Raw genomic sequence first — 19,668 nt, forward strand, 5'->3', positions numbered from 1 at the left:
CGATGCGGTCGGCGGCCCTGCTGTGGCTGGCGCTTGCCGCCCCGGCAACGCCGCCCCCGCAGGTCCCTTCCGAGCCCGGTCCGGCGCACCTCCTCGCGGTGCGTAGCGAGGCCTCCAGCGTGCAGTTCCAGGTCCGGATGCGGCCGCGCCGCTACGTCAGCGGCCGTTTCGGCGAAATGGCAGGTAGTCTGCTGCGCCGCGACGACGGGCTGCTGGAAGTGCGCATGCGCCTGGCCGCCTCCAGCGTGGAGTTTCCCGGGCGCGCCAGCTATGGCCGGTTCGCCCGGTCCGGCGCCTTCTTCGATGCGGAGCACCACCCCTTGATCGAGTTCGACTCACGGCCCTTCCCTCAGGCCCTGCTGCAGCGGGGCGGCGAGCTGCAGGGCTCGCTCACGCTGCGCGGCGTGCGCCGGGAGGTGGCGTTCCGGCTCGCGCCCGGCGGCTGCACCCGGCCCGGCCTGGACTGCGATCTGGAGGTGGCGGGCTCGGTCGACCGCGACGACTTCGACATGGGCGCCCTCGGCCTGCTCCTCGACGACGAGGTGCGCTTCCACTTCCGCCTGCGCCTCGGCCTGCCCTCGTGACGCGCGGCTGGCTCCTCGCGCTGGCGCTCCTGGTGGGCGCGCCGGGCTGCGCCAGCCTGGGCGACGCCGAGCGCCGGCAGGCGGCGGTCCTGGCCGAAGCCGCGCGCCCGGCGACGCTGACCTGCGCGCGCGCCGACCACTGCCCGCATCCGTCGCCGCTGCGCGAGCTGGGCGACGCGGCCTGGCGCGAGACGCGCGGCGCCGATGCGCCGCGGCACTACGCGCTGCTGCTCGACCAGGGCCAGGACGCGCTGCTGGCGCGGATCAACCTGATCCGCGGCGCGCGCACCAGCATCTACATCCAGAGCTACATCTACGCCGAGGACGACACCGGCTACCTGGTGATGCGCGAACTGGTCGCCGCCGCGCGCCGCGGCGTGCGCGTGCGCGTGCTGCTCGACCAGATGTACAGCGTGGAGAACACGCGCCTGACCGCCGCGCTCGCCGCCGCGCACGTCAACTTCGAGCTGCGGCTGTACAACCCGACGTTCAACAACGCGCACACCAACTATCTGGAGTTCGTGGCCGGGGCGATCCTGCGCTTCCGCAGCTTCAACCAGCGCATGCACAACAAGCTGCTGCTGGTCGACGACGCGGTGGCGATCACCGGCGGTCGCAACTTCCAGGACCGCTATTTCGACTGGGACTCGGACTACAACTACCGCGACCGCGACGTGCTGGTCGCCGGCCCGGTTGCGGCGCAGGCGATGCGCGAGAGTTTCGAGGCCTTCTGGCGGCATGAGCGCGCGGTGCCGGCCTCGCACCTGGACGACGTGGCCCGGCAGATCCTGGCCGGGCGCGGGCCGCCGCGCACGCTCGACGAGATCGGTCTGGAGCCGCCGCTGATCAAGCGCCCCGATCGCGTCGCGCGCCTGCTGGCGGCCTCCGAGGACGTCGAGGGCGTGCGTGCGGTGCTCGCCGCGCGCGCGTTGGAGGTCGGCCGGGTGGAGTTCCTCGCCGACCCGCCGGGCAAGCACGAGGAGGAACGGCACGCCGAGCTGGATGCCTCGCACGGCCTGCGCGCGCTGATCGCCGGCGCGCGCGAGAAGGTGCTGCTGCAGACGCCGTACCTGGTGCTCTCGCGCGATGCGCGCGCGCTGTTCCGCGGTATGCACGAGCGGTCCGATGCGCCGACGGTGATCGTCTCCACCAACAGCCTCGCCGCGACCGATGCCTTCCCGGTGTACGCGCTGTCGCACAAGTACAAGCGCACCTATCTGCGCGAGCTCGGCTTCCGCATCTACGAATACAAGCCGTTCCCGCTGGATTCGCCGATCGACGTCGCCGCCACCGGCGCGCTGGAGCGCACGCCGGAGGAGCGCCAGCCGCCTGCGCCCGCGCCGGTGCGCCCGTTCGGCTCGGCGCGCGGCGACACCGACGAGCCCGGAAGCGCAGTGTCGGAGTCCACCTACGCGGCCTTCGGCTCCGGCGGCCGGCGCGGCCCGCTGCCGCTGCGCACCGCCGGGGTGCGCGTCGGCCTGCACGCCAAGTCGCTGGTGATCGACCGCCGCGTCGGCATCGTCGGCACCCACAATTTCGATCCGCGCTCGGACCACTACAACACCGAGAGCGCCGTGGCGATCTACGACGCGGCCTTCGTCGACGCGCTCACCGAGGAGATCGAGCGCGACATCGCGCCGGACAACGCCTGGGTGGTCGCGCGCCGCGCGCAGGACTGGACGCCGGTGGTGTCGGACATCAACTACAACCTCGGCAAGCTGTTCGAGGCGCTGCCGCTGTTCGACATCTGGCCGGTGCGCTATGCCACCAGCTACGAGTACGTGCCCGGACCCGACTGCGCGCCCGCGGCGCCGGACACCGAGATGTTCCGCAGGTGCTACCGGCCGGTCGGCGACTTCCCCGAGGTCAACGTCTCGGCCAAGGCCATCTACACCCGCATCTTCACCGCGTTCGGCGCGGGCCTGGCACCGATCCTCTGAAGCCGGTGGTCACGATGACCTTGGACACGATTGACGGCCGCGGCGCCCCGCGCCTAGCGTAGGCGCTCCTCAAGCATCCCATCCGGATCGACATCATGACGCTCTCGCTGTCCATCGAACTCTCCGACGCCGATCTGGAGCACTTCCGCAAGGCGCAGCGCGCCGCTGCCGAGAAGGCGCAGGGCCAGCCGGCCGAGCAGGCGATCGAGGCGGCGGCCCGGCTGCTGAAGGACGCGCGCGACGCGCAGCTGCCGGATTTCGTCGCGCAGCGCCTCGACCGCCTAGACGGCCTGGTCGCGATGCTCACCGACGAGGGCTGGGCGCTGCCCGAGGACGACCGCCGCAACGTGCTCGCCGCGCTGGTCTACTTCGCCGACCCGGCCGACGCGATCCCCGACAGCGTGCCGGTGCTGGGCTACCTCGACGACGCGATCATGATCGAGCTGTGCGTGCGCGACCTGCAGCACGAGATCGAGGCCTACGACGACTTCTGCGAGTTCCGCGCGGCCGAGGCCGGCCGCCGCGGCGAGGATCCGGCGACCATCGGTCGCGCCGACTGGCTGGCGCCGCGCCGCGAGGAGCTCATCTCGCGCATGCGCGGCCGCCGCGAGCGCGGCCCGGGCGTCGGTTACGGCGACAGCAGCGGCTATGGCGTGACCCGCACCTACACCCGGCCGTGGCGGCCGAGCGTGTTCCGCGTCGGCTGACGCCGGATGGATGCGCCCGCGGCGGAGCGTGTGTTCCGCAAGTCGTCGAGCGTAGAGGCGCTCAACCGCCAGGCGCAGGACACCGCGATCGCGACCCTCGGCATCGAGTTCACCGAGCTCGGCGCCGACTTCGTGCGCGGCCGGATGCCGGTCGATGCGCGCACCCGCCAGCCGTACGGCCTGCTGCACGGCGGCGCCTCGGTGCTGCTGGCCGAGACGCTGGGCAGCGTCGCCGGCGGCCTGGCCGCGGCCGAGGGCTTCGGCGTCGTCGGCCTGGAGATCAACGCCAACCACCTGCGCGCCGTGCGCGAAGGCTGGGTGGCCGGTGTCGCGCGACCGCTGCACATCGGCCGCTCGACCCAGGTGTGGGACGTCCGCATCGCCGACGAGGCCAGCGGCAAGCCGGTGTGCGTGTCGCGCCTGACCCTCGCGGTGATCCCCGGCTGAAGCCGCGCACCGCGGCAGGGCGTGGTGCGATGCAGCGCGCGCCGGTCGGTTTCGGCAGAATGCGTCCGATGCACGCCTCGACCTCCGCCTCGTCCTCGGCGCCCGACCGGCTCCGCCCGCTGCGCTACGTCCTGCGCACGCCGCTCCTGCTGGTGCACGTGCTGGTCGCGCTGCCGGTGACCCTGTTGCTGATCAATCCGCTGACCGCGCGCTGGCGGCTGCGCGGCGAGCGCATGGACCACCGCGTGATCCGGCTGTGGTCGGCGGGTCTGCTGCGGATCTTCGGCCTGCGCACCAGGCGCATCGGCACGCCGCTGCCCGGCGCCGCCCTGTTCGTCGCCAACCACGTCACCTGGATCGACATCACCCTGATGCACAGCCAGCGCGTGGTCGGCTTCGTGGCCAAGGACGAGATCAGCCGCTGGCCCCTGATCGGCTGGCTGGCGCGGCGCGGCGGGACGATCTACCACCGGCGCGGCGATACCGGGTCGCTGTCGGGGGTGATGGAGCAGATGGTCGCGCGCATGCAGGGCGGCGCGGCGGTGGGCGTGTTCCCCGAGGGCCGCACCCGCGACGGCAGCGCGGTGGGCGTGTTCCACGCGCGGATCTTCCAGCCGGCGGTGCTCGCCGCCGTGCCGGCGCAGCCGGTCGCGCTGAAGTACGGCCGCGGCGGCAGCGCGCAGACGGTGGTGGCGTTCCAGCCGGGCGAGAACTTCCTGCAGAACTTCCTGCGCCTGCTCGGCGAGCCGGTGCGCGATGCCGAGGTGCATTTCCTGGCTCCGGTGGCGGCGAGCGAGGACGGTCGCCGGCGCATGGCCGAAAGCTGCCGCGCCCGCATCGTCGAGGCGATGGAGGCGTGAGGGCCGAGCGCGCCGACTTCCGCCCGCCGCGCTGGCTGCGCAGCGCGCACCTGCAGTCGATCCTGTCCTCCAGCCGGCTGCGCAAGCGGCGCGCGCGGCTGGCCTTCGAGGCGCGCGGGGCGACGACCACCGAATACATTCTCGACTGCCGCGGCGTGCGCCTGCTCGGCATGCACAGCGCGGTGCCCGGGCGCACCGCCCGCGGGCTGGTGGTGCTGCTGCACGGCTGGGAAGGCAGCGTCGCCTCGGGCTACATGCTGGCGACCGCGGCGCAGCTGCTGGATGCCGGCTTCGAGGTGTTCCGCCTCAACTTCCGCGACCACGGCGACACCCACCACCTCAACGAGGACATGTTCCACTCCTGCCGCCTGGAAGAAGTGGTCGACGCGGTGGCGGAGATCCAGCGCCTGTTCCCGGACCGTCCGCTGCTGGCGGCGGGCTACTCGCTCGGCGGCAACTTCGCGCTGCGCGTGGCCAACGCGGCGCCGGCGGCCGGGATCGAGCTGGTGCATGCCGCGGCGGTGTGCCCGGTGCTGGATCCGGCGCGCGGCCTGATCGCGATGGAGCAGGGCCTGCCGCTGTACCACTGGCACTTCATGCGCAGCTGGCGCGCCTCGCTGCGTCGCAAGCGCGAGCTGTTCCCGGCCCGCTTCACCTGGGACGAGCGCACCCTGGCGCAGAACATGCGCGCGCTCACCGCCGAGCTGGCGGTGACCCATGCCGGGCTCGCCGGGCTGGAGGCCTACTTCGACGGCTACTGCATCGCCGGCGACCGCCTGGCCGGGCTGCAGGTGCCGGTGAGCATCCTGACCTCGGCCGACGATCCGGTGATCCCGGTCGAGGACTTCCACGCGCTCCAGCTGCCGGCGAGCGCGCACCTGGAGATCGCCGACTGGGGCGGGCACTGCGGCTTCCTCGAGAACGCCGAGCTGCGCGGCTACGGCGAACGCTGGGTGAGCCGCTGCCTGGCGGCCGCGGTTCCGGTCTGACGGCGTCCTGCGCCGCGGACGCCTGCGGCTAGAATCGAAGGTCGTCCCACGACCTCCGCACATCCGATGCTCGACACCGCAATCGACGCCCTGCGCCGCGGCGACGCCGCCGCCGCCCTCTCCGCCGCCGATGCGGCCGTCGCCGCCGAACCCGGCGACCACCGCGCCCTGCACCTGCAGGGCCTGGCCCGGCGCGCGGTCGGCGATGTCGCGGGCGCCCGCGAGGCGATCGAGCGCGCGGTCGCGATCGCGCCGGAGCAGGCCGACTACCAGCTCAGCCTGGCCACCCTCGCGCTCGCCGCCGGCGACACCGCGCAGGCGCGCAGCACCCTGGAGGGCGCCGTCGGCACCGACCCGAACCAGCTCGGCGCCTACGTGATGCTCGCGCACCTGGCGCTGGCGCGCGGCGACCGCGACGAGGCCGAGCGCCAGCTGCGCCTGGCCCAGCGCGTGGAGCCCGAGCATCCGCAGACGCGCGTGCTCGAAGGCCAGCTGCAGCTGGCCCGCGGCGACGCCGCCGCGGCCCTGGCCACGCTCAGCGGCGTCGCCCGCCAGCGGCCCGACGACCTCCTGGTGCAGGCCGCGCTGGCGACCGCCTACCTCGCCAACGACCACGCCGCGTTCGCCGAGCAGGCGCTGCGCAACGTGCTGGCGAAGAAGTCCGACCTGCACGCCCAGCGCCGCCTGCTGGTCGACGTCCTGCGCCGCCAGAAACGCCCGGACGAGGCCCTGGCCGAGACCGAGACGCTGCTGCGCGCGCTGCCCGGCGACGTCCCGGCCCTGATCGTGCACGGCCTGCTCTCGGCCCAGCTCGGCCGCGAGGAGCAGGCCATCGCCAGCCTCGCCGCCGCACTGCGGGCGGGCCCGCCGCAGGACACGGCGCTGTCGACCCTGATGACGCTGTGGCGCCGCCGCGGCGAGCTGGCGCAGGCGCGCGACTTCCTCGACGAACGGCTCGCCGCCGGGACCCCGGCGCAGGGCTGGCTGCAGGCGCGGGTGATGCTGGCGCGCACCATCGACGAAGACACCGCGGCGCTGACCTCGCGCTGGCACGCGCTGTACCCGGACAGCCTGGCGGCGATGGAGGCGCGGGCGCTGGACCTGGAACGGACCGAGCCCGATGCCGCCGCGGCCCTCGCCGGCGCGGTCCTCGCGCGCGCGCCGGGCGCGATCGGCGCGCGCCTGCTGCGCTACCGGGTCGACCTGGCCCGCGATCCCGAGGCGGCGATCGGTCATATCCAGGACCTCGCCGAGCAGGCGCAGCCGCGCGCCCGCGCCGAATTCCGCCGCGCGCGGGGCCATGCGCACGCCGCGGCGGGTCGTCACGGCGCCGCCCTGGCCGACTGGAGCGGCGCCCATGCCGACCTCGGCAGCGCCGCCTGGGCCGGCGGTCCGGTGGCGCCGGCGGAGGCGGCCGCCGACAAGGCGCCCGAGGCCGTCGCCGACGCGCCGATCCTGGTCTGGGGCCCGCCCGGCACCGGCACCCCGCAGCTGATCGAACTGCTGCGCAGGCAGCGCACCACGCCGCTGCTGGGCGACCGCCTGCTGCGCGGCGGCTCGCGCCGGCAGGACGGCTTCACCGCGCCGCAGGCGTGGCTGGATGCGCCGGAGCACGCCGGCCACGCCGTGGGCAGCTTCGGCGGCGCCTGGCGCCAGGGCATGGCCGCCGCCGGTGCCGGCGGTGCGCCCGGCATCGACTGGCTGGCGTTCTGGGACGCGCGCCTGGCCGCCAGGCTGCGTCGGGAGCTGCCGGGCACGCGCCTGCTGGCGACCGTGCGCGATCCGCGCGACGCCCTGCTGCACTGGATCGCCTTCGGCACCGCCGGCCACTTCCGCCCCGAGGCGCCGGTGGAGGCGGCGCGCCAGCTCGCGGCCGCCTGCGACCAGCTCGCGGCGACGGTCGAGCAGGGCCTGATCCCGGTGCACGTGGTGCGCTACGAGGCGATCGCCGAGGACCCGGCGGCGGTGGTGCCGGCGCTGGCCGACTTCAGCGGGCTCGCGCTCGAGGTCGACGCCGCCGCGGCGGCCGCCGTCCGCGGCTCGACCGAGCCGCCGCGCGCCTTCGCGCCGGGACGCTGGCGCGACTACGCCGACGTGCTGGGCGAGGCCTTCGCCGAGCTCGCGCCGCTGGCGTCGCGCATGGGCTATCCGGCCTGACCCGCCGACATCGCACCGACAGCCGCGGCGCCATCCTCGCGCTCCCCCTGCCCACTGGAGACCGGCCTTGAAACTGCGCAGCGACAGCTTCGACAACGGCGCCCGCCTGGATCCCCGCTTCGCCTTCGGCGCCCCGGGCGGCGGCGAGGGCGGCAACCGCAATCCGCACCTGGCCTGGGGGGATGCGCCGGCGGGCACGCGCAGCTACGCGCTGCTGTGCCTGGACCCGGACGCGCCGACCGACATGTCGCTGGCCGGCCGCGACGACGTGCAGATCCCGGTCGAGCACCCGCGCCGGGAATTCGTGCACTGGGCGATGGCCGACATCCCCGCCGCGGTGACCGGGATCGCCGAGGGCGCCGCCAGCGACGGCACCGCCGCCAAGGGCCGCACCTCGGTGCCCGGGCCGGAGGGCGCGCGCCAGGGCCTCAACGGCTACACCGCCTCGCCCGGCGGGCAGGGCGACCAGGACGGCGACCGCTGGGGCTACGACGGCCCGCAGCCGCCGCCGAACGACCTGCGCCCGCACCGCTACTTCTTCCGCGTGTTCGCGCTCGACGTCGAGCGCCTCGACCTGCCGGAGCGCTTCTCCGCCGCCGAGGTGCTGCGCATGGTCCAGGGCCACGTGCTGGCCGAGACCGCGATCTACGGCACCTACGCGCTCAACCCCGACGTCCGGGCCTGACCCGCGGCCTATTCGCCGCTCGGCAGCCACAGCAGCAGGGCCAGCCCCAGGGCGATGCGGTAGAAGGCGAACGCGGTGAAGCGGTGCGACTTGATGTAGCCCAGCAGCCAGCGCACCACGGCGAAGCCGGTCACCGCCGCGGCGACGAAGGCCAGCGCCGTCTCGCCCCAGGGGTCGGCGGGCATGCCACCGTCGCCGAGCTGCTCGAGCAGGGCGTAGCCGCTGGCGGCGAACATGGTCGGGATGCCGACCAGGAACACGAACTCGGTGGCGGCGGGACGCCGGCTCAGGCCGGCGAGCATGGCGATGAAGATCGCCGCGGCCGAGCGCGACGTGCCGGGGAACACACCCGCCACGACCTGCGCCAGGCCGACCAGCACCGCCACCGTCCAGGTCACCCGGTCGCGCTCTGGCAGCCGCTCCGACAGGCGCTCGGCGCCGAGCATCCATACGCCGCCGATGACCAGCGCCCAGGCCACCGGGGCCACCGTCTCGGGAAGCTCCCAGCCGGCCAGGCGCACCGGCAGCCCGACCAGGGCGGTCACCAGGAAGGCGCCGCCGACCTTGAGCAGGTAGTCGAAGTTCTCCGGCGCCCGCCAGTCGCGGGCCAGCGTCCACAGCTTCTGCCGCAGAGCCAGGGTGATGGCGAGGATGGCGCCGGCCTGGATGACGATGTTGAAGAAGTCCGAGCGCGCCCCGAGCCAGCGTTCGGCGATCAGCAGGTGGCCGGTGCTGGAGACCGGCAGGAACTCGGTCAGGCCTTCGAGGATGCCGAGCAGGAGGGCGGCGAGCAGATCGTTCATGGGCACGGGGCGGCGGGGGACCGCGCGAGCATAGCGGGCATTGCCACTGCACGCCGATGGTGCAATAGGCCAGGAATTGCACCGCCTTGGTGCGCAATGTTGACGCTGCCTCCACGCCGCCCGGCCTCCGGGCCCGTCGTTGCTGCCGCGGCCGGGCTGGCACGGTTGCTGCTGAGAAAGCGCACCGATCCATCAATCCGGAGTTCCATGTGAGCAGCAGCACCCCCGAGAAGCTGGTCAAGGACCACGACATCGAATTCGTCGACCTCAGGTTCGTCGACATCCGCGGTGTCCAGCACCACATGACCTACCCCGCGTCGATCGTCGAGCCCGGCCTGTTCGAGGACGGCAAGATGTTCGACGGCAGCTCGATCTCGGGCTGGAAGGGCATCAACGAGTCGGACATGGTCCTGCTGCCGGATCCGGAGACGGCCTTCGTCGACCCCTTCACCGCCGATCCGACCCTGGTGATGACCTGCGACGTCCTCGACCCGAAGACGATGCAGAGCTACTCGCGCGACCCGCGCGGCGTCGCCCGCCGCGCCGAGGCCTTCCTCAAGGCTTCCGGCATCGCCGACCAGGCCTTCTTCGGCCCTGAGCCCGAATTCTTCGTGTTCGACTCGGTGCGCTTCGCCAACGAGATGGGCCACACCTTCTTCGAGGTCGACTCCGAGGAAGCGCACTGGAACTCCAAGAAGGAGTACGAGGGCGGCAACTCCGGCTACCGCCCGGGCATCAAGGGCGGCTACGTGCCGGTCTCGCCGCAGGACACCCTGCACGACCTGCGCGCGGAGATGTGCAAGGTGCTGGTGAGCCTGGGGATTGAGGTCGAGGTCCACCACCACGAGGTCGCCAATGCCGGCCAGTGCGAGATCGGCACCAAGTTCAACTCGCTGGTGAAGAAGGCCGACGAGCTGCTGACCACCAAGTACGTGATCAAGAACGTCGCCTACCGCAACGGCAAGACCGCGACCTTCATGCCGAAGCCGATCGTCGGCGACAACGGCTCGGGCATGCACGTGCACCAGTCGCTGGCCAAGGGCGGCACCAACCTGTTCACCGGCGACGGCTACGGCGGCCTGTCGGAGACCGCGCTGTACTACATCGGCGGCATCTTCAAGCACGCCCGCGCGCTGAACGCCTTCACCAACTCCACCACCAACTCCTACAAGCGCCTGGTGCCGGGCTTCGAGGCGCCGGTGATGCTGGCCTACTCGGCGTCCAACCGCTCGGCGTCCTGCCGCATCCCGTTCGTGGCCAACCCCAAGGCGCGCCGCATCGAGATGCGTTTCCCGGACCCGATGCAGTCCGGCTATCTGACCTTCGCCGCGCTGCTGATGGCCGGCCTCGACGGCATCCGCAACAAGATCCATCCGGGCGAGCCGATGGACAAGGATCTCTACGACCTCCCGCCCGAGGAGGCCAAGGACATCCCGACCGTGTGCCACTCGCTCGACCAGGCGCTCGAGGCGCTGGACGCCGACCGCGAGTTCCTCAAGGCCGGCAACGTGTTCAGCGACGACCTGATCGACGGCTACATCGCGCTGAAGATGCAGGAGGTGACCAAGTTCCGCGCCGCCACGCATCCGCTCGAGTACCAGATGTACTACGGCATCTGATGCCGGCATCCGCGCCGGCTCCGACCGGTGCGGGCGTCGCGGCGCGCGAGGGGGCGCGCCGCGGCATGCGGGACCCGGCGCGGACCACGGCGGTCCGCGTCCGCCGGCACGGCCGGCACACGCACACGGCACAAGACGCGATCACGCGCGACGACCGGGAGGCATCGATGGGGAGCCTGTCATGAGGTCATCAGAGTCCGCAGTACCGGCCGGCGTGCGCGCCGGCGCCATGCGCGAAGGGGGGCGGCCATGAAGCTGATCGTCGCCATCATCCGCACCTTCAAGCTCGACGAGGTCCGCGACGCCCTCGGCGAGGCCGGCGTCTCCGGCATCACCGTCAGCGAGGTCAAGGGCTTCGGCCGCCAGAAGGGCCACACCGAGCTCTACCGCGGCGCCGAGTACGTCGTCGACTTCCTGCCCAAGATCAAGATCGAGTGCGCCGTGCCCGACGCCCTGCTCGAGCGGGCGCTGGAGGCGATCCAGGCCGCGGCCGCCACCGGCAAGGTCGGCGACGGCAAGATCCTGGTGCTGCCGATCGAGAAGACGATCCGCATCCGCACCGGCGAACTCGACGAGGACGCGCTGTGAACGGCGCGGCGGGAGACCCGATGAAGACCTTCCCCCTTCCGCGCTCGACCGAGCGCACCCTGCGGCTGCTGTGGGCGGCGTCCGTGCTGGTCCTGATGCTCGCGGCGAGCGCGCTCGCGCCGGCCCGGGCGCAGGAGGCCGCCGCGGCCACCGTCGACAAGGGCGACGTGGCCTGGATGCTGGTGTCCACGCTGCTGGTGCTGCTGATGGCGATGCCCGGGCTGGCGCTGTTCTACGGCGGCATGGTGCGCGCCAAGAACGTGCTCTCGGTGCTGACCCAGGTCATGACCGTGTTCAGCCTGCTGGTGGTGCTGTGGGCGATCTACGGCTACAGCCTGGCCTTCGCCGGCGGCGGCGCGTGGATCGGCAGCCTCGACAAGCTGTTCCTGGCGGGCGTCGGCGTCGACAGCCTCGCCGACACCTTCAGCGACGGCGTCAAGCTGCCCGAGTACGTGTTCTTCGCGTTCCAGGCGACCTTCGCCGGCATCACCGGCGCGATCATCGTCGGCGGCTTCGCCGAGCGCGCGCGGTTTGCCGCGGTGCTGCTGTTCTCGGTGATCTGGTTCACCCTGGGCTACCTGCCGATCGCGCACATGGTGTGGGCGCCGGGCGGCTTCCTGTTCGAGCTCGGCGCGCTGGACTTCGCCGGCGGCACGGTGGTGCACATCAACGCCGGCGTCGCCGGCCTGGTCGGCGCATGGATGGTCGGGCGCCGCATCGGCTTCCGCCGCGAGGCGATCAAGCCGCACAACCTGACCTTCACCTACGTCGGCGCCTGCCTGCTGTGGGTGGGCTGGTTCGGCTTCAACGCCGGCTCCAACCTCGAGGCCACCGCCGCCGCGGCACTCGCCTTCGTGAACACCATGCTCGCCACCGCCGCCGCGGTGCTGGCCTGGGGCGTGACCGAGCGCATCAGCAAGGGCAAGGCCTCGGTGTTGGGCGCGGCCTCGGGCGCGATCGCCGGCTTGGTCGGCATCACCCCGGCGGCGGGCCTGGTCGGGCCGATGGGCGCGATCGTCATCGGCCTGGTCGCCGGCGCGGTGTGCGTGTGGGGGGTCAACGGCCTCAAGCGCATGCTCGGCGCCGACGACAGCCTGGACGTGTTCGGCGTGCACGGGCTCGGCGGCATCGTCGGTGCACTGCTGACCGGCGTGTTCGCCGCGCCCGGCCTCGGCGGCACCGGTGGCGCCGACTTCAGCATCGCCGGCCAGGTGCTGATCCAGGCGCTCGGCGTCGGCGTCACCCTGGTCTGGATCGGCGCGGTCTCGGTGGTCGGTTTCCTCGTCGCCCGGGCGGTGTTCGGCCTGCGCGTGAGCGAGGAGGCCGAGCGCGCGGGTCTCGACATCAGCACCCACGGCGAATCCGCCTACGAAAGCTGAGCGACGGGCGTCGGCCGCGACCGCGGCCGACGTTCCGCGGCATCCGCCGGGTGCATCGGGCGGCGAGGAAGGAGGCGGCATGCAGATCCGCGACGTGCGTGGCGGACGGCAACGGGCGGAGGCGGCGCGTCGTGTGCGGCTGGCCGGCGCGTCGCGCGCCGGGCGCATGATGCGGCCGTTGTCGCCCGCCGAGGACGCCGCCGGCGGCGCGGCGGCGGCGTCCTACAATGCGGCGATGACGCCGCCGACCCTCGACACCCTGAGCCTGCCGGTCGCCTGGATCCACGCCGACGGCAGCATCGCCGGCTGCAATCCCGCCTTCGCGCGCTGGCTCGGGCTGAGCCTGCGCCGGCTCGAGCGCCTGCCCCTCGACGAGCTCGACGCCGAGGACGGACGCCTGGCCGCGCTGACCGCGCGCCTGCGCGACGACGGCGACACCCTGCGCGCGCACCGGCTGCGCCTGCGCGTGCCCGGCGGCGCCGAATATTTCGCCGATGCGCTGCTGGTGCGCGACGGCGAGGGCGTGCGGCTGGAGGCGATGCCGGTCGAGGAATTCCCCGGCGCCGATCCCGCCACCGCCATGCCTGCGGCGCTGCACGCCGCGCTGCGCGGCCTCGCGCACGAGATCCGCAACCCGCTGGCCGGGCTCCGGGGCGCCGCCCAGCTGCTGTCGCGGCGGGTCGAGGACGCCGAATCGCGCACCCTGGTCGAGCTGCTGCAGAGCGAGTGCGCACGGCTCGGCACCCTGCTCGACCGCCTGGTCGACCCGGCGCCGGCGCGCCCGCTCGAGCCGCTCAACATCCACAGCGTGCTCGAGCGCGTGCGCCTGCTGGCCGAGGCCGAGGCCGGCTGGGCGGTGCGCCTGCAGCGCGACTACGACCCCAGCCTGCCCGAGGTCGACGGCGATCCGGACCGCCTGGTGCAGGCGCTGTGGAACCTGGTGCGCAACGCGCTCGAATCCGGCGCCGGGACCGTGCTGCTGCGCACCCGCATCGAGCGCCAGGTGCTGATCGGCGCGACCACGCACCGCTTCGCGCTGCGGGTCGAGGTCGAGGACGACGGCCGCGGCGTGCCCGAGGACCTGGCCGAGCGCATCTTCCTGCCGCTGGTGTCCGGCCGCGCCGAGGGCTCGGGCCTGGGGCTGCCGCTGACCCAGCAGATCGCGCGCGAGCACGGCGGCGCGCTGAGCTACCGCTCGCGGCCAGGGCGCACGGTGTTCATCCTGCTGCTGCCGGCCGCGTCGGAGGCGGCGCCCGTCGAGGAGGCGCCCGTCGATGCCGGGGCCTGAGGCGGCGGTGTGGGTGGTCGACGACGACCGTGCGGTGCGCTTCGTGCTGGCCCAGGCGCTGCGCGAGGCCGGCTACCGGGTGCGCGAGTTCCAGCGCGCCGACGAGGCGATGGCGGCGCTCGACGCGAGCCAGCCGGACCTGGTGTTCACCGACGTGCGCATGCCCGGTCTCGACGGCCTGGGCTTCCTGGATGCACTGCGCGCGCGCCTGCCGGAGCTGCCGGTGGTGGTGATGAGCGCCTGGACCGACGTCAGCGCGACCGCCGGCGCGTTCCGCGGCGGCGCGCGCGAGTTCCTGTCCAAGCCGTTCGATCTCGACGACGCGGTGGCGCTGGCCGAACGCGCGCTGCCGCGCACGCAGGAGCCGGCGGTCGCCGCCGCGCCGGCCGACGCCGACAGCGTGCTGATCGGCGAGGCGCCGGCGATGCGTGCCCTGTTCCGCGCCATCGGCCGCCTTGCGCAGGCGCCGCTGTCGGTGCTGGTCACCGGCGAGACCGGCACCGGCAAGGAGCTGGTCGCGCGCGCCCTGCACCGCGAATCGCCGCGCGCGCGCGCGCCGTTCGTGGCGCTCAACACCGCCGCCATCCCCGCCGAGCTGCTGGAGTCCGAACTCTTCGGCCACGAGGCCGGCGCCTTCACCGGCGCGGCGCGGCGCCACGTCGGCCGCTTCGAGCAGGCCGACGGCGGCACCCTGTTCCTGGACGAGATCGGCGACATGCCGGCGGCGCTGCAGACCCGCCTGCTGCGGGTGCTGGCCGAGGGCGAGTTCTTCCGCGTCGGCGGCCGCGAGCTGATCCGCGTCGACGTGCGGGTGATCGCGGCGACCCACCAGGATCTCGAGCAGCGCGTGGCGGCCGGCCAGTTCCGCGCCGACCTGCTGCATCGCCTCGACGTGGTGCGCCTGCGCGTGCCGCCGCTGCGCGAGCGCAGCGAGGACATACCGGCGCTGGCCGCGGCCTTCCTGGCGCGGGCGGGCGAGGAGCTGGGCGGCTCCGCCCGACGCTTCGCGCCGGAGGCGGTCGCGCGCCTGCAGCGCCATGCCTGGCCGGGCAACGTGCGCGAGCTGCGCAACCTGTGCTGGCGCCTCGCCGCGCTGGCGCCCGGCCACACCGTCGGCCTGGCCGACCTCGCCGCGGCGCTCGGGGCGGATGCGGCGCCGGCCACGGCGCCGGAGTGGACCGAGGTCCTGCGGGCATGGGCGCGCGACGCGCTCGCCCGCGGCGAGACCGGCCTGCATGCGAGTGCCCTCCGGCGCTTCGACGCCGCCCTGCTGGACGCGGCGCTCGCGCACACCGGTGGACACCGGCAGCGCGCGGCGGCCAAGCTCGGCCTCGGCCGCAACACGGTCACCCGCAAGCTCGGCGCCGGGCGGCGTCCGCCGGAGCGCTGAGCGCTGACGCCAAATGAACGGGCGCCGCGCCAAGGTGACGGGCCCGCCCTCCGAGGACATCGACATGCGTACCGCACTGTTCGTCGCCATCACCGCCATCGCCGCCGCCGCCGGCTGCGCGCGCGAGCCCGAAGACACGGCCATGAACGACAACGCGCCGGCGGCGGACGCGCCCGCGGCACCGCCGGCCGCGACGCCGCCGACCGCTCCGGCCGCGGGCGATCTGCCGCCGACCACGACCATGGACGATTCCGCGATGACCGCCACCGCCACCCTGCGGTCCGCCGAGGGCCAGGACATCGGCGGCACGATCACCTTCACCTCGCGCGACGGCGAGATCCACGCCAGCGGCCAGGTCACCGGGCTGCCGGCGGACAGCGAGCACGGCTTCCACGTGCACGAGAACGGCGACTGCAGCGCGCCGGACTTCAGCAGCGCCGGCGGGCACTTCAATCCGACCGACGTCGCCCACGGCGGCCCCGAGGAGCAGCCGCACCACGTCGGCGACATGGGCAACATCAGCGCCGACGGCGAGGGCATGGCCGAGGTCGACGCGGAACTCGAGGGCGCCACCCTCGGCACCGGCGAGCCGACCGACATCGTCGGCAAGGCCGTGGTCGTGCACGAGAAGGCCGACGATCTCGACAGCCAGCCGAGCGGCGATGCCGGCGGGCGCTGGGCCTGCGGCGTGATCGAGCAGGGCGGCGAGGCCGACATGCGGACGATGTGACCGCGTCCGTCGCCTGACCCTGGCGCCGCTGCCGGCCCTGCCGCAGCGGCGCCGTCGTATCCGCCTCCCGCAGGAATCGCCATGAGCCAGATCCTCGTCCGCCCCGCAGAAGCCTCCGATGTCGACCTCCTCGCGCGCTGGGCCGTGGCCATGGCCGAGGAGACCGAGGGCAGGGCGCTGGCGGAGGAGACCGTGCGGCGCGGGATCGCCCTGGGCATCGCCGACCCGGCGCGGGCGCGCTATTTCGTGGCCCTGAGCAGCGATGCCTACGGCGGCGCCGAGGTGGTGCGGATCCCGGTCGGTACGCTGATGCTCACGCGCGAGTGGAGCGACTGGCGCTGCGGCGACTGGTGGTGGATCCAGAGCGTCTACGTGGCCCCCGACCACCGCCGCCGCGGCGTGTTCCGCGCGCTCTACGCCCACGTGGAGGATGCCGCCCGCGCCGATCCCCAGGTCTGCGGCCTCCGGCTCTACGTCGAGAAGCACAACGCCGCTGCGCAGGCGACCTATGCGTCGCTGGGGATGGGGGACGCGGGGTATGCGATGTACGAGGTGGAGATGAAGCGGGACTCGGGACTCGGGAACCGGGACCGGTGAAGTTCCACGCGAGTGCCGCGAGCGCCCCGTAGGAGCGGCTTCAGCCGCGACCGGAAGCGACCAGGGCCGGGCCGCTTTCCCTGCTGCCGGAACACCCTCGCCATTCCCGCTTCCCGCTTCCCGCTTCCCGATCCCCGCCTTACCCGCCCTACCCCCCGACCAACCGCCCCCGCGCCTCCTCGCCCGGCGCGATCGCCACCGTCTCCACGCCGATGCCGTGCGCGCCGAGCACGGCCAGCAGCTGGCGCTGGCGGCGCTGGAAATGGCCGAACGCCGCCCCGAACCGCTCCGGCCCGGTCTCTGCCGGCACCAGCCCCGCATCGGCCCAGGTGCCGATGTCGAAGCCGGCGGCGCGCACGCCGCCGTCGGCGTGGCGCAGCAGCGGCTCCGGCGGTGCGTCGAGCCAGACCTCCTCGCCCGGCGCGAGCAGGGCCGCCTCGATCAGCGGCCAGAGCCCGTCCAGCCCGGCATGCCCGTACTGCATCGCCGTCATCGCGACCAGGTCGTGCAGGGTGAGGTAGCGGGCGTGCTCGACCTGTGCGCCGAACGCGTCCTGCGCCAGCAGCGCGGTCGCGGGATCGGCCATGCCGGTGTCGAGCAGGGTCTCCTCCAGGCGCATGCCGACCGCCGCGGCAGTGGCGGCCTCGCCGACCAGGGCGAACGGCACCAGCCGCAGCGGCCCGCCGACGTAGTTCCCGTCCGGCGCGAGCGCCGCGGGCAGGCGGCCGTCGTCGCTGCCGAAGGCGATGATGCGGCCCTGGTCGGCGCGTCCCGGCGCGCGCGCAGCCAGATCGGCGAGCGTCGCGTGCACCGGCCAGCGCGGGCGCAGCAGCTCGACCGGGTCGAAATGCGCCGCCACCAGTGCGAGGTCGAGCGCGGGCGCCTCCGGCGCATGCCGGGCGAGGTCGCGGGCGATGCGCTCGCCGAGCGCGCCGGCCGACTCCTGGTCCAGTGCCAGCCGGTCGGCGAGGGTGGAGGGGACCAGCTCCAGCGCAAGCGCGCCGAAGCAGCGGTCGGTGGACATCGGCATCACGGACTCCTCGAAGACGGTCGCGGACCGCGCTCACCGGCGTGAACGGCGGCGGACTTCATGCATACGCCACCGTTTGGCGCGGGCGGCCGCAGTCACTAAGCTATGGCGGACACGCATTATGCCCGGGCGGCGCACGCGGCCCGGGCCGCGCAACGAGGCCACGCCATGCGTCAATCCCGTCCCGTCGCCGTGCTCGGCGGCGTCCGTATCCCCTTCTGCCGCAGCAATACCGCGTATTCGGACGTCGGCAACCTCGGGATGTCGATCCGTACCCTGGGCGCCCTGGTGGAGCGCTACCGGCTGCACGGCGAGATCCTCGGCGAAGTGGCGATGGGTGCGGTGCTCAAGCACGCCTCGGACTGGAACATCGGCCGCGAGGCGACGCTGTCGTCGGGCCTGCATCCGCACACGCCCGGCATCACCATGCAGCGCGCCTGCGGCACCAGCCTCGACACCATCGTGGCGGTGGCCAACAAGGTCGCCCTCGGCCAGATCGAGGCCGGCATCGGCGGCGGCTCCGACACCACCTCCGATCCGCCGATCGCGGTCAGCCGCGCGCTGCGCCGGCGCCTGCTCGACCTCAACCGCGCGAAGGACCTCAAGGGCCGTCTCGCCGCGCTGAGCGGCTTCTCGCTGCGCGACCTGGCGCCGGAGTTCCCCGGCGTGGGCGAGCCGCGCACCGGCAAGTCGATGGGCGAGCACTGCGAGATGATGGCCAAGGAGTGGGCGATCCCGCGCGAGTCGCAGGACGAACTCGCGGTCGCCTCGCACCACAAGGCCGCCGCCGCCTACGAGCGCGGCTTCTACGACGACCTCGTGGTCAGCTTCCGCGGCGTGCAGCGCGACAACATCCTGCGCCCGGACACCTCGCTGGAGAAGCTCGCCACCCTGAAGCCGGCCTTCGACCGCACCTCCGGGCAGGGCACGCTGACCGCGGGCAACTCCACGCCGCTCACCGACGGCGCCGCCGCCTGCCTGATCGCCTCCGACGAGTGGGCGCAGGCGCACGGCCACGAGCCGCTCGCCTGGATCCGCGACACCCAGGTCGCGGCGGTGGACTTCGTCCACGGCGAGGGCCTGCTGATGGCGCCGGCCTGGGCGGTGGCCCAGCTCCTGGCCCGCAACGGCCTGACCCTGCAGGACTTCGACTTCTACGAGATCCACGAGGCCTTCGCCGCGCAGGTGCTGTGCACCCTGCGCGCCTGGGAGAGTGCCGAGTTCTGCAGGACCAAGCTCGGACTCGACGCGCCGCTCGGCTCGATCGACCGCAGCCGGCTCAACGTGGTCGGCTCCTCGCTGGCGCTCGGCCATCCCTTCGCCGCGACCGGCGCACGCATCGTCGCCACCACCGCCAAGCTCCTCAAGGAGAAGGGGTCCGGCCGCGCGCTGATCTCGATCTGCACCGCCGGCGGCATGGGCGTGGTTGCGATCATGGAGCGCTGAAGCCCGCTTCGTCTCCCCGCACGGGCCGTTCCCCGGCCTGATCCCGGCTCCTCCGGCCGGCGGTGCAACGCCGCCGTGCCCGGACATACGCGCACGGGCGTCCACGAGCGGGGCCGCGGGGCCCCTGCGTCGCTCGACGCCTGGCGGCTGGTCCCTGCACGGGCGCGTGCGTGAACATCCCCATCGGCCGCGCGCCGCGCTGGCGCTGATGCGCTGCGGCACCCTTTCGGCCTGACGCCGTGGCGCCCCGCGCGCGGCTCATCTACCGCCATCGTCGGCGATCTGCTCGGCATCATCACCGAGCTTTCACGTTCGTACCGCCCGCCTCCGCTGCGGCGGCCGCTTTCAGAACGTTCTCATTCCGCCGCTCGATGTTCCGCCGTTAGATCGATGCGTCGCGTCACGCCACGCGAATCCGTATCGCCCGGA

At 73.6% G+C, this 19,668-nt stretch carries 18 protein-coding genes; 16 read left to right on the top strand and 2 right to left on the bottom strand.

Annotated elements, in window-relative coordinates:
- Positions 1-2: 2 nt before the first annotated feature.
- From KB893_RS09550 to KB893_RS09585, 8 genes are all read left to right on the top strand, one after another.
- Positions 3-584, top strand: coding sequence for a YceI family protein (locus KB893_RS09550; RefSeq protein ID WP_263858567.1), 582 nt, complete (start codon positions 3-5; stop codon positions 582-584).
- Entirely contained in the window at positions 581-2,524 is a 1,944-nt protein-coding gene (locus KB893_RS09555) for a phospholipase D family protein (RefSeq protein WP_211925484.1), read from the top strand. The genes KB893_RS09550 and KB893_RS09555 overlap by 4 nt, the downstream gene beginning before the upstream one ends.
- 95 nt (positions 2,525-2,619) lie before the next feature.
- Positions 2,620-3,231, top strand: coding sequence for a YkvA family protein (locus KB893_RS09560; protein WP_211925485.1), 612 nt, complete (start codon positions 2,620-2,622; stop codon positions 3,229-3,231).
- 6 nt (positions 3,232-3,237) lie between these two features.
- Positions 3,238-3,678 (top strand): hotdog fold thioesterase, encoded by a 441-nt coding sequence (locus tag KB893_RS09565; RefSeq protein WP_211925486.1) that lies wholly within the window; start codon positions 3,238-3,240, stop codon positions 3,676-3,678.
- A gap of 29 nt (positions 3,679-3,707) precedes the next feature.
- Positions 3,708-4,538: a lysophospholipid acyltransferase family protein gene (locus KB893_RS09570; RefSeq protein ID WP_377730099.1), complete on the top strand. Its 831-nt coding sequence runs from the start codon at positions 3,708-3,710 to the stop codon at positions 4,536-4,538.
- Entirely contained in the window at positions 4,535-5,527 is a 993-nt protein-coding gene (locus tag KB893_RS09575) for a YheT family hydrolase (RefSeq protein WP_211925488.1), read from the top strand. Before KB893_RS09570 ends, KB893_RS09575 begins: the two co-directional genes overlap by 4 nt.
- 66 nt (positions 5,528-5,593) lie before the next feature.
- Positions 5,594-7,684 (top strand): tetratricopeptide repeat protein, encoded by a 2,091-nt coding sequence (locus tag KB893_RS09580; protein WP_211925489.1) that lies wholly within the window; start codon positions 5,594-5,596, stop codon positions 7,682-7,684.
- Positions 7,685-7,751: 67 nt separating this feature from the next.
- The gene (locus tag KB893_RS09585) at positions 7,752-8,369 is read left to right on the top strand and encodes a YbhB/YbcL family Raf kinase inhibitor-like protein (protein ID WP_211925490.1); all 618 of its coding nucleotides are present in this window, start codon (positions 7,752-7,754) and stop codon (positions 8,367-8,369) included.
- Between the two features lie 8 nt (positions 8,370-8,377).
- On the opposite strand, the gene KB893_RS09590 is transcribed toward KB893_RS09585, so the two are convergent.
- Positions 8,378-9,172 carry an undecaprenyl-diphosphate phosphatase gene (locus KB893_RS09590; protein ID WP_211925491.1) on the bottom strand — a complete coding sequence of 265 codons (795 nt, stop codon included), beginning with the start codon at positions 9,170-9,172 and terminating at the stop codon, positions 8,378-8,380.
- A gap of 209 nt (positions 9,173-9,381) precedes the next feature.
- Between KB893_RS09590 and glnA the strand changes: the two genes are divergently transcribed.
- The 7 genes from glnA to KB893_RS09625 all read left to right on the top strand — a co-directional run bounded on the left by glnA (position 9,382) and on the right by KB893_RS09625 (position 16,763).
- The gene (gene glnA, locus KB893_RS09595) at positions 9,382-10,791 is read left to right on the top strand and encodes a type I glutamate--ammonia ligase (protein ID WP_211925492.1); all 1,410 of its coding nucleotides are present in this window, start codon (positions 9,382-9,384) and stop codon (positions 10,789-10,791) included.
- Between the two features lie 249 nt (positions 10,792-11,040).
- Entirely contained in the window at positions 11,041-11,379 is a 339-nt protein-coding gene (locus KB893_RS09600) for a P-II family nitrogen regulator (RefSeq protein WP_211925493.1), read from the top strand.
- A 95-nt stretch (positions 11,380-11,474) separates the two neighbouring features.
- Positions 11,475-12,758 carry an ammonium transporter gene (locus tag KB893_RS09605; RefSeq protein ID WP_377730146.1) on the top strand — a complete coding sequence of 428 codons (1,284 nt, stop codon included), beginning with the start codon at positions 11,475-11,477 and terminating at the stop codon, positions 12,756-12,758.
- 235 nt (positions 12,759-12,993) lie between these two features.
- Entirely contained in the window at positions 12,994-14,046 is a 1,053-nt protein-coding gene (locus tag KB893_RS09610; protein WP_211925504.1) for a two-component system sensor histidine kinase NtrB, read from the top strand.
- Positions 14,033-15,436, top strand: coding sequence for a nitrogen regulation protein NR(I) (gene ntrC / locus KB893_RS09615; RefSeq protein ID WP_211925495.1), 1,404 nt, complete (start codon positions 14,033-14,035; stop codon positions 15,434-15,436). The genes KB893_RS09610 and ntrC overlap by 14 nt, the downstream gene beginning before the upstream one ends.
- Positions 15,437-15,500: 64 nt before the next feature.
- Complete coding sequence (locus KB893_RS09620; RefSeq protein WP_211925496.1) at positions 15,501-16,166, top strand: superoxide dismutase family protein; 666 nt, start codon at positions 15,501-15,503, stop codon at positions 16,164-16,166.
- Positions 16,167-16,247: 81 nt separating this feature from the next.
- Positions 16,248-16,763 carry a GNAT family N-acetyltransferase gene (locus KB893_RS09625; RefSeq protein ID WP_211925497.1) on the top strand — a complete coding sequence of 172 codons (516 nt, stop codon included), beginning with the start codon at positions 16,248-16,250 and terminating at the stop codon, positions 16,761-16,763.
- Positions 16,764-16,911: 148 nt separating this feature from the next.
- On the opposite strand, the gene KB893_RS09630 is transcribed toward KB893_RS09625, so the two are convergent.
- A complete protein-coding gene (locus KB893_RS09630) occupies positions 16,912-17,793 on the bottom strand; it encodes a hypothetical protein (protein ID WP_211925498.1) in 882 nt (293 codons plus the stop codon).
- Between the two features lie 168 nt (positions 17,794-17,961).
- Between KB893_RS09630 and KB893_RS09635 the strand changes: the two genes are divergently transcribed.
- A complete protein-coding gene (locus KB893_RS09635) occupies positions 17,962-19,239 on the top strand; it encodes an acetyl-CoA C-acetyltransferase (protein WP_211925499.1) in 1,278 nt (425 codons plus the stop codon).
- The last annotated feature ends 429 nt before the right edge of the window (positions 19,240-19,668 follow it).

The organism is Coralloluteibacterium stylophorae, from assembly GCF_018122625.2.
Lineage (GTDB): Bacteria > Pseudomonadota > Gammaproteobacteria > Xanthomonadales > Xanthomonadaceae > Coralloluteibacterium > Coralloluteibacterium stylophorae.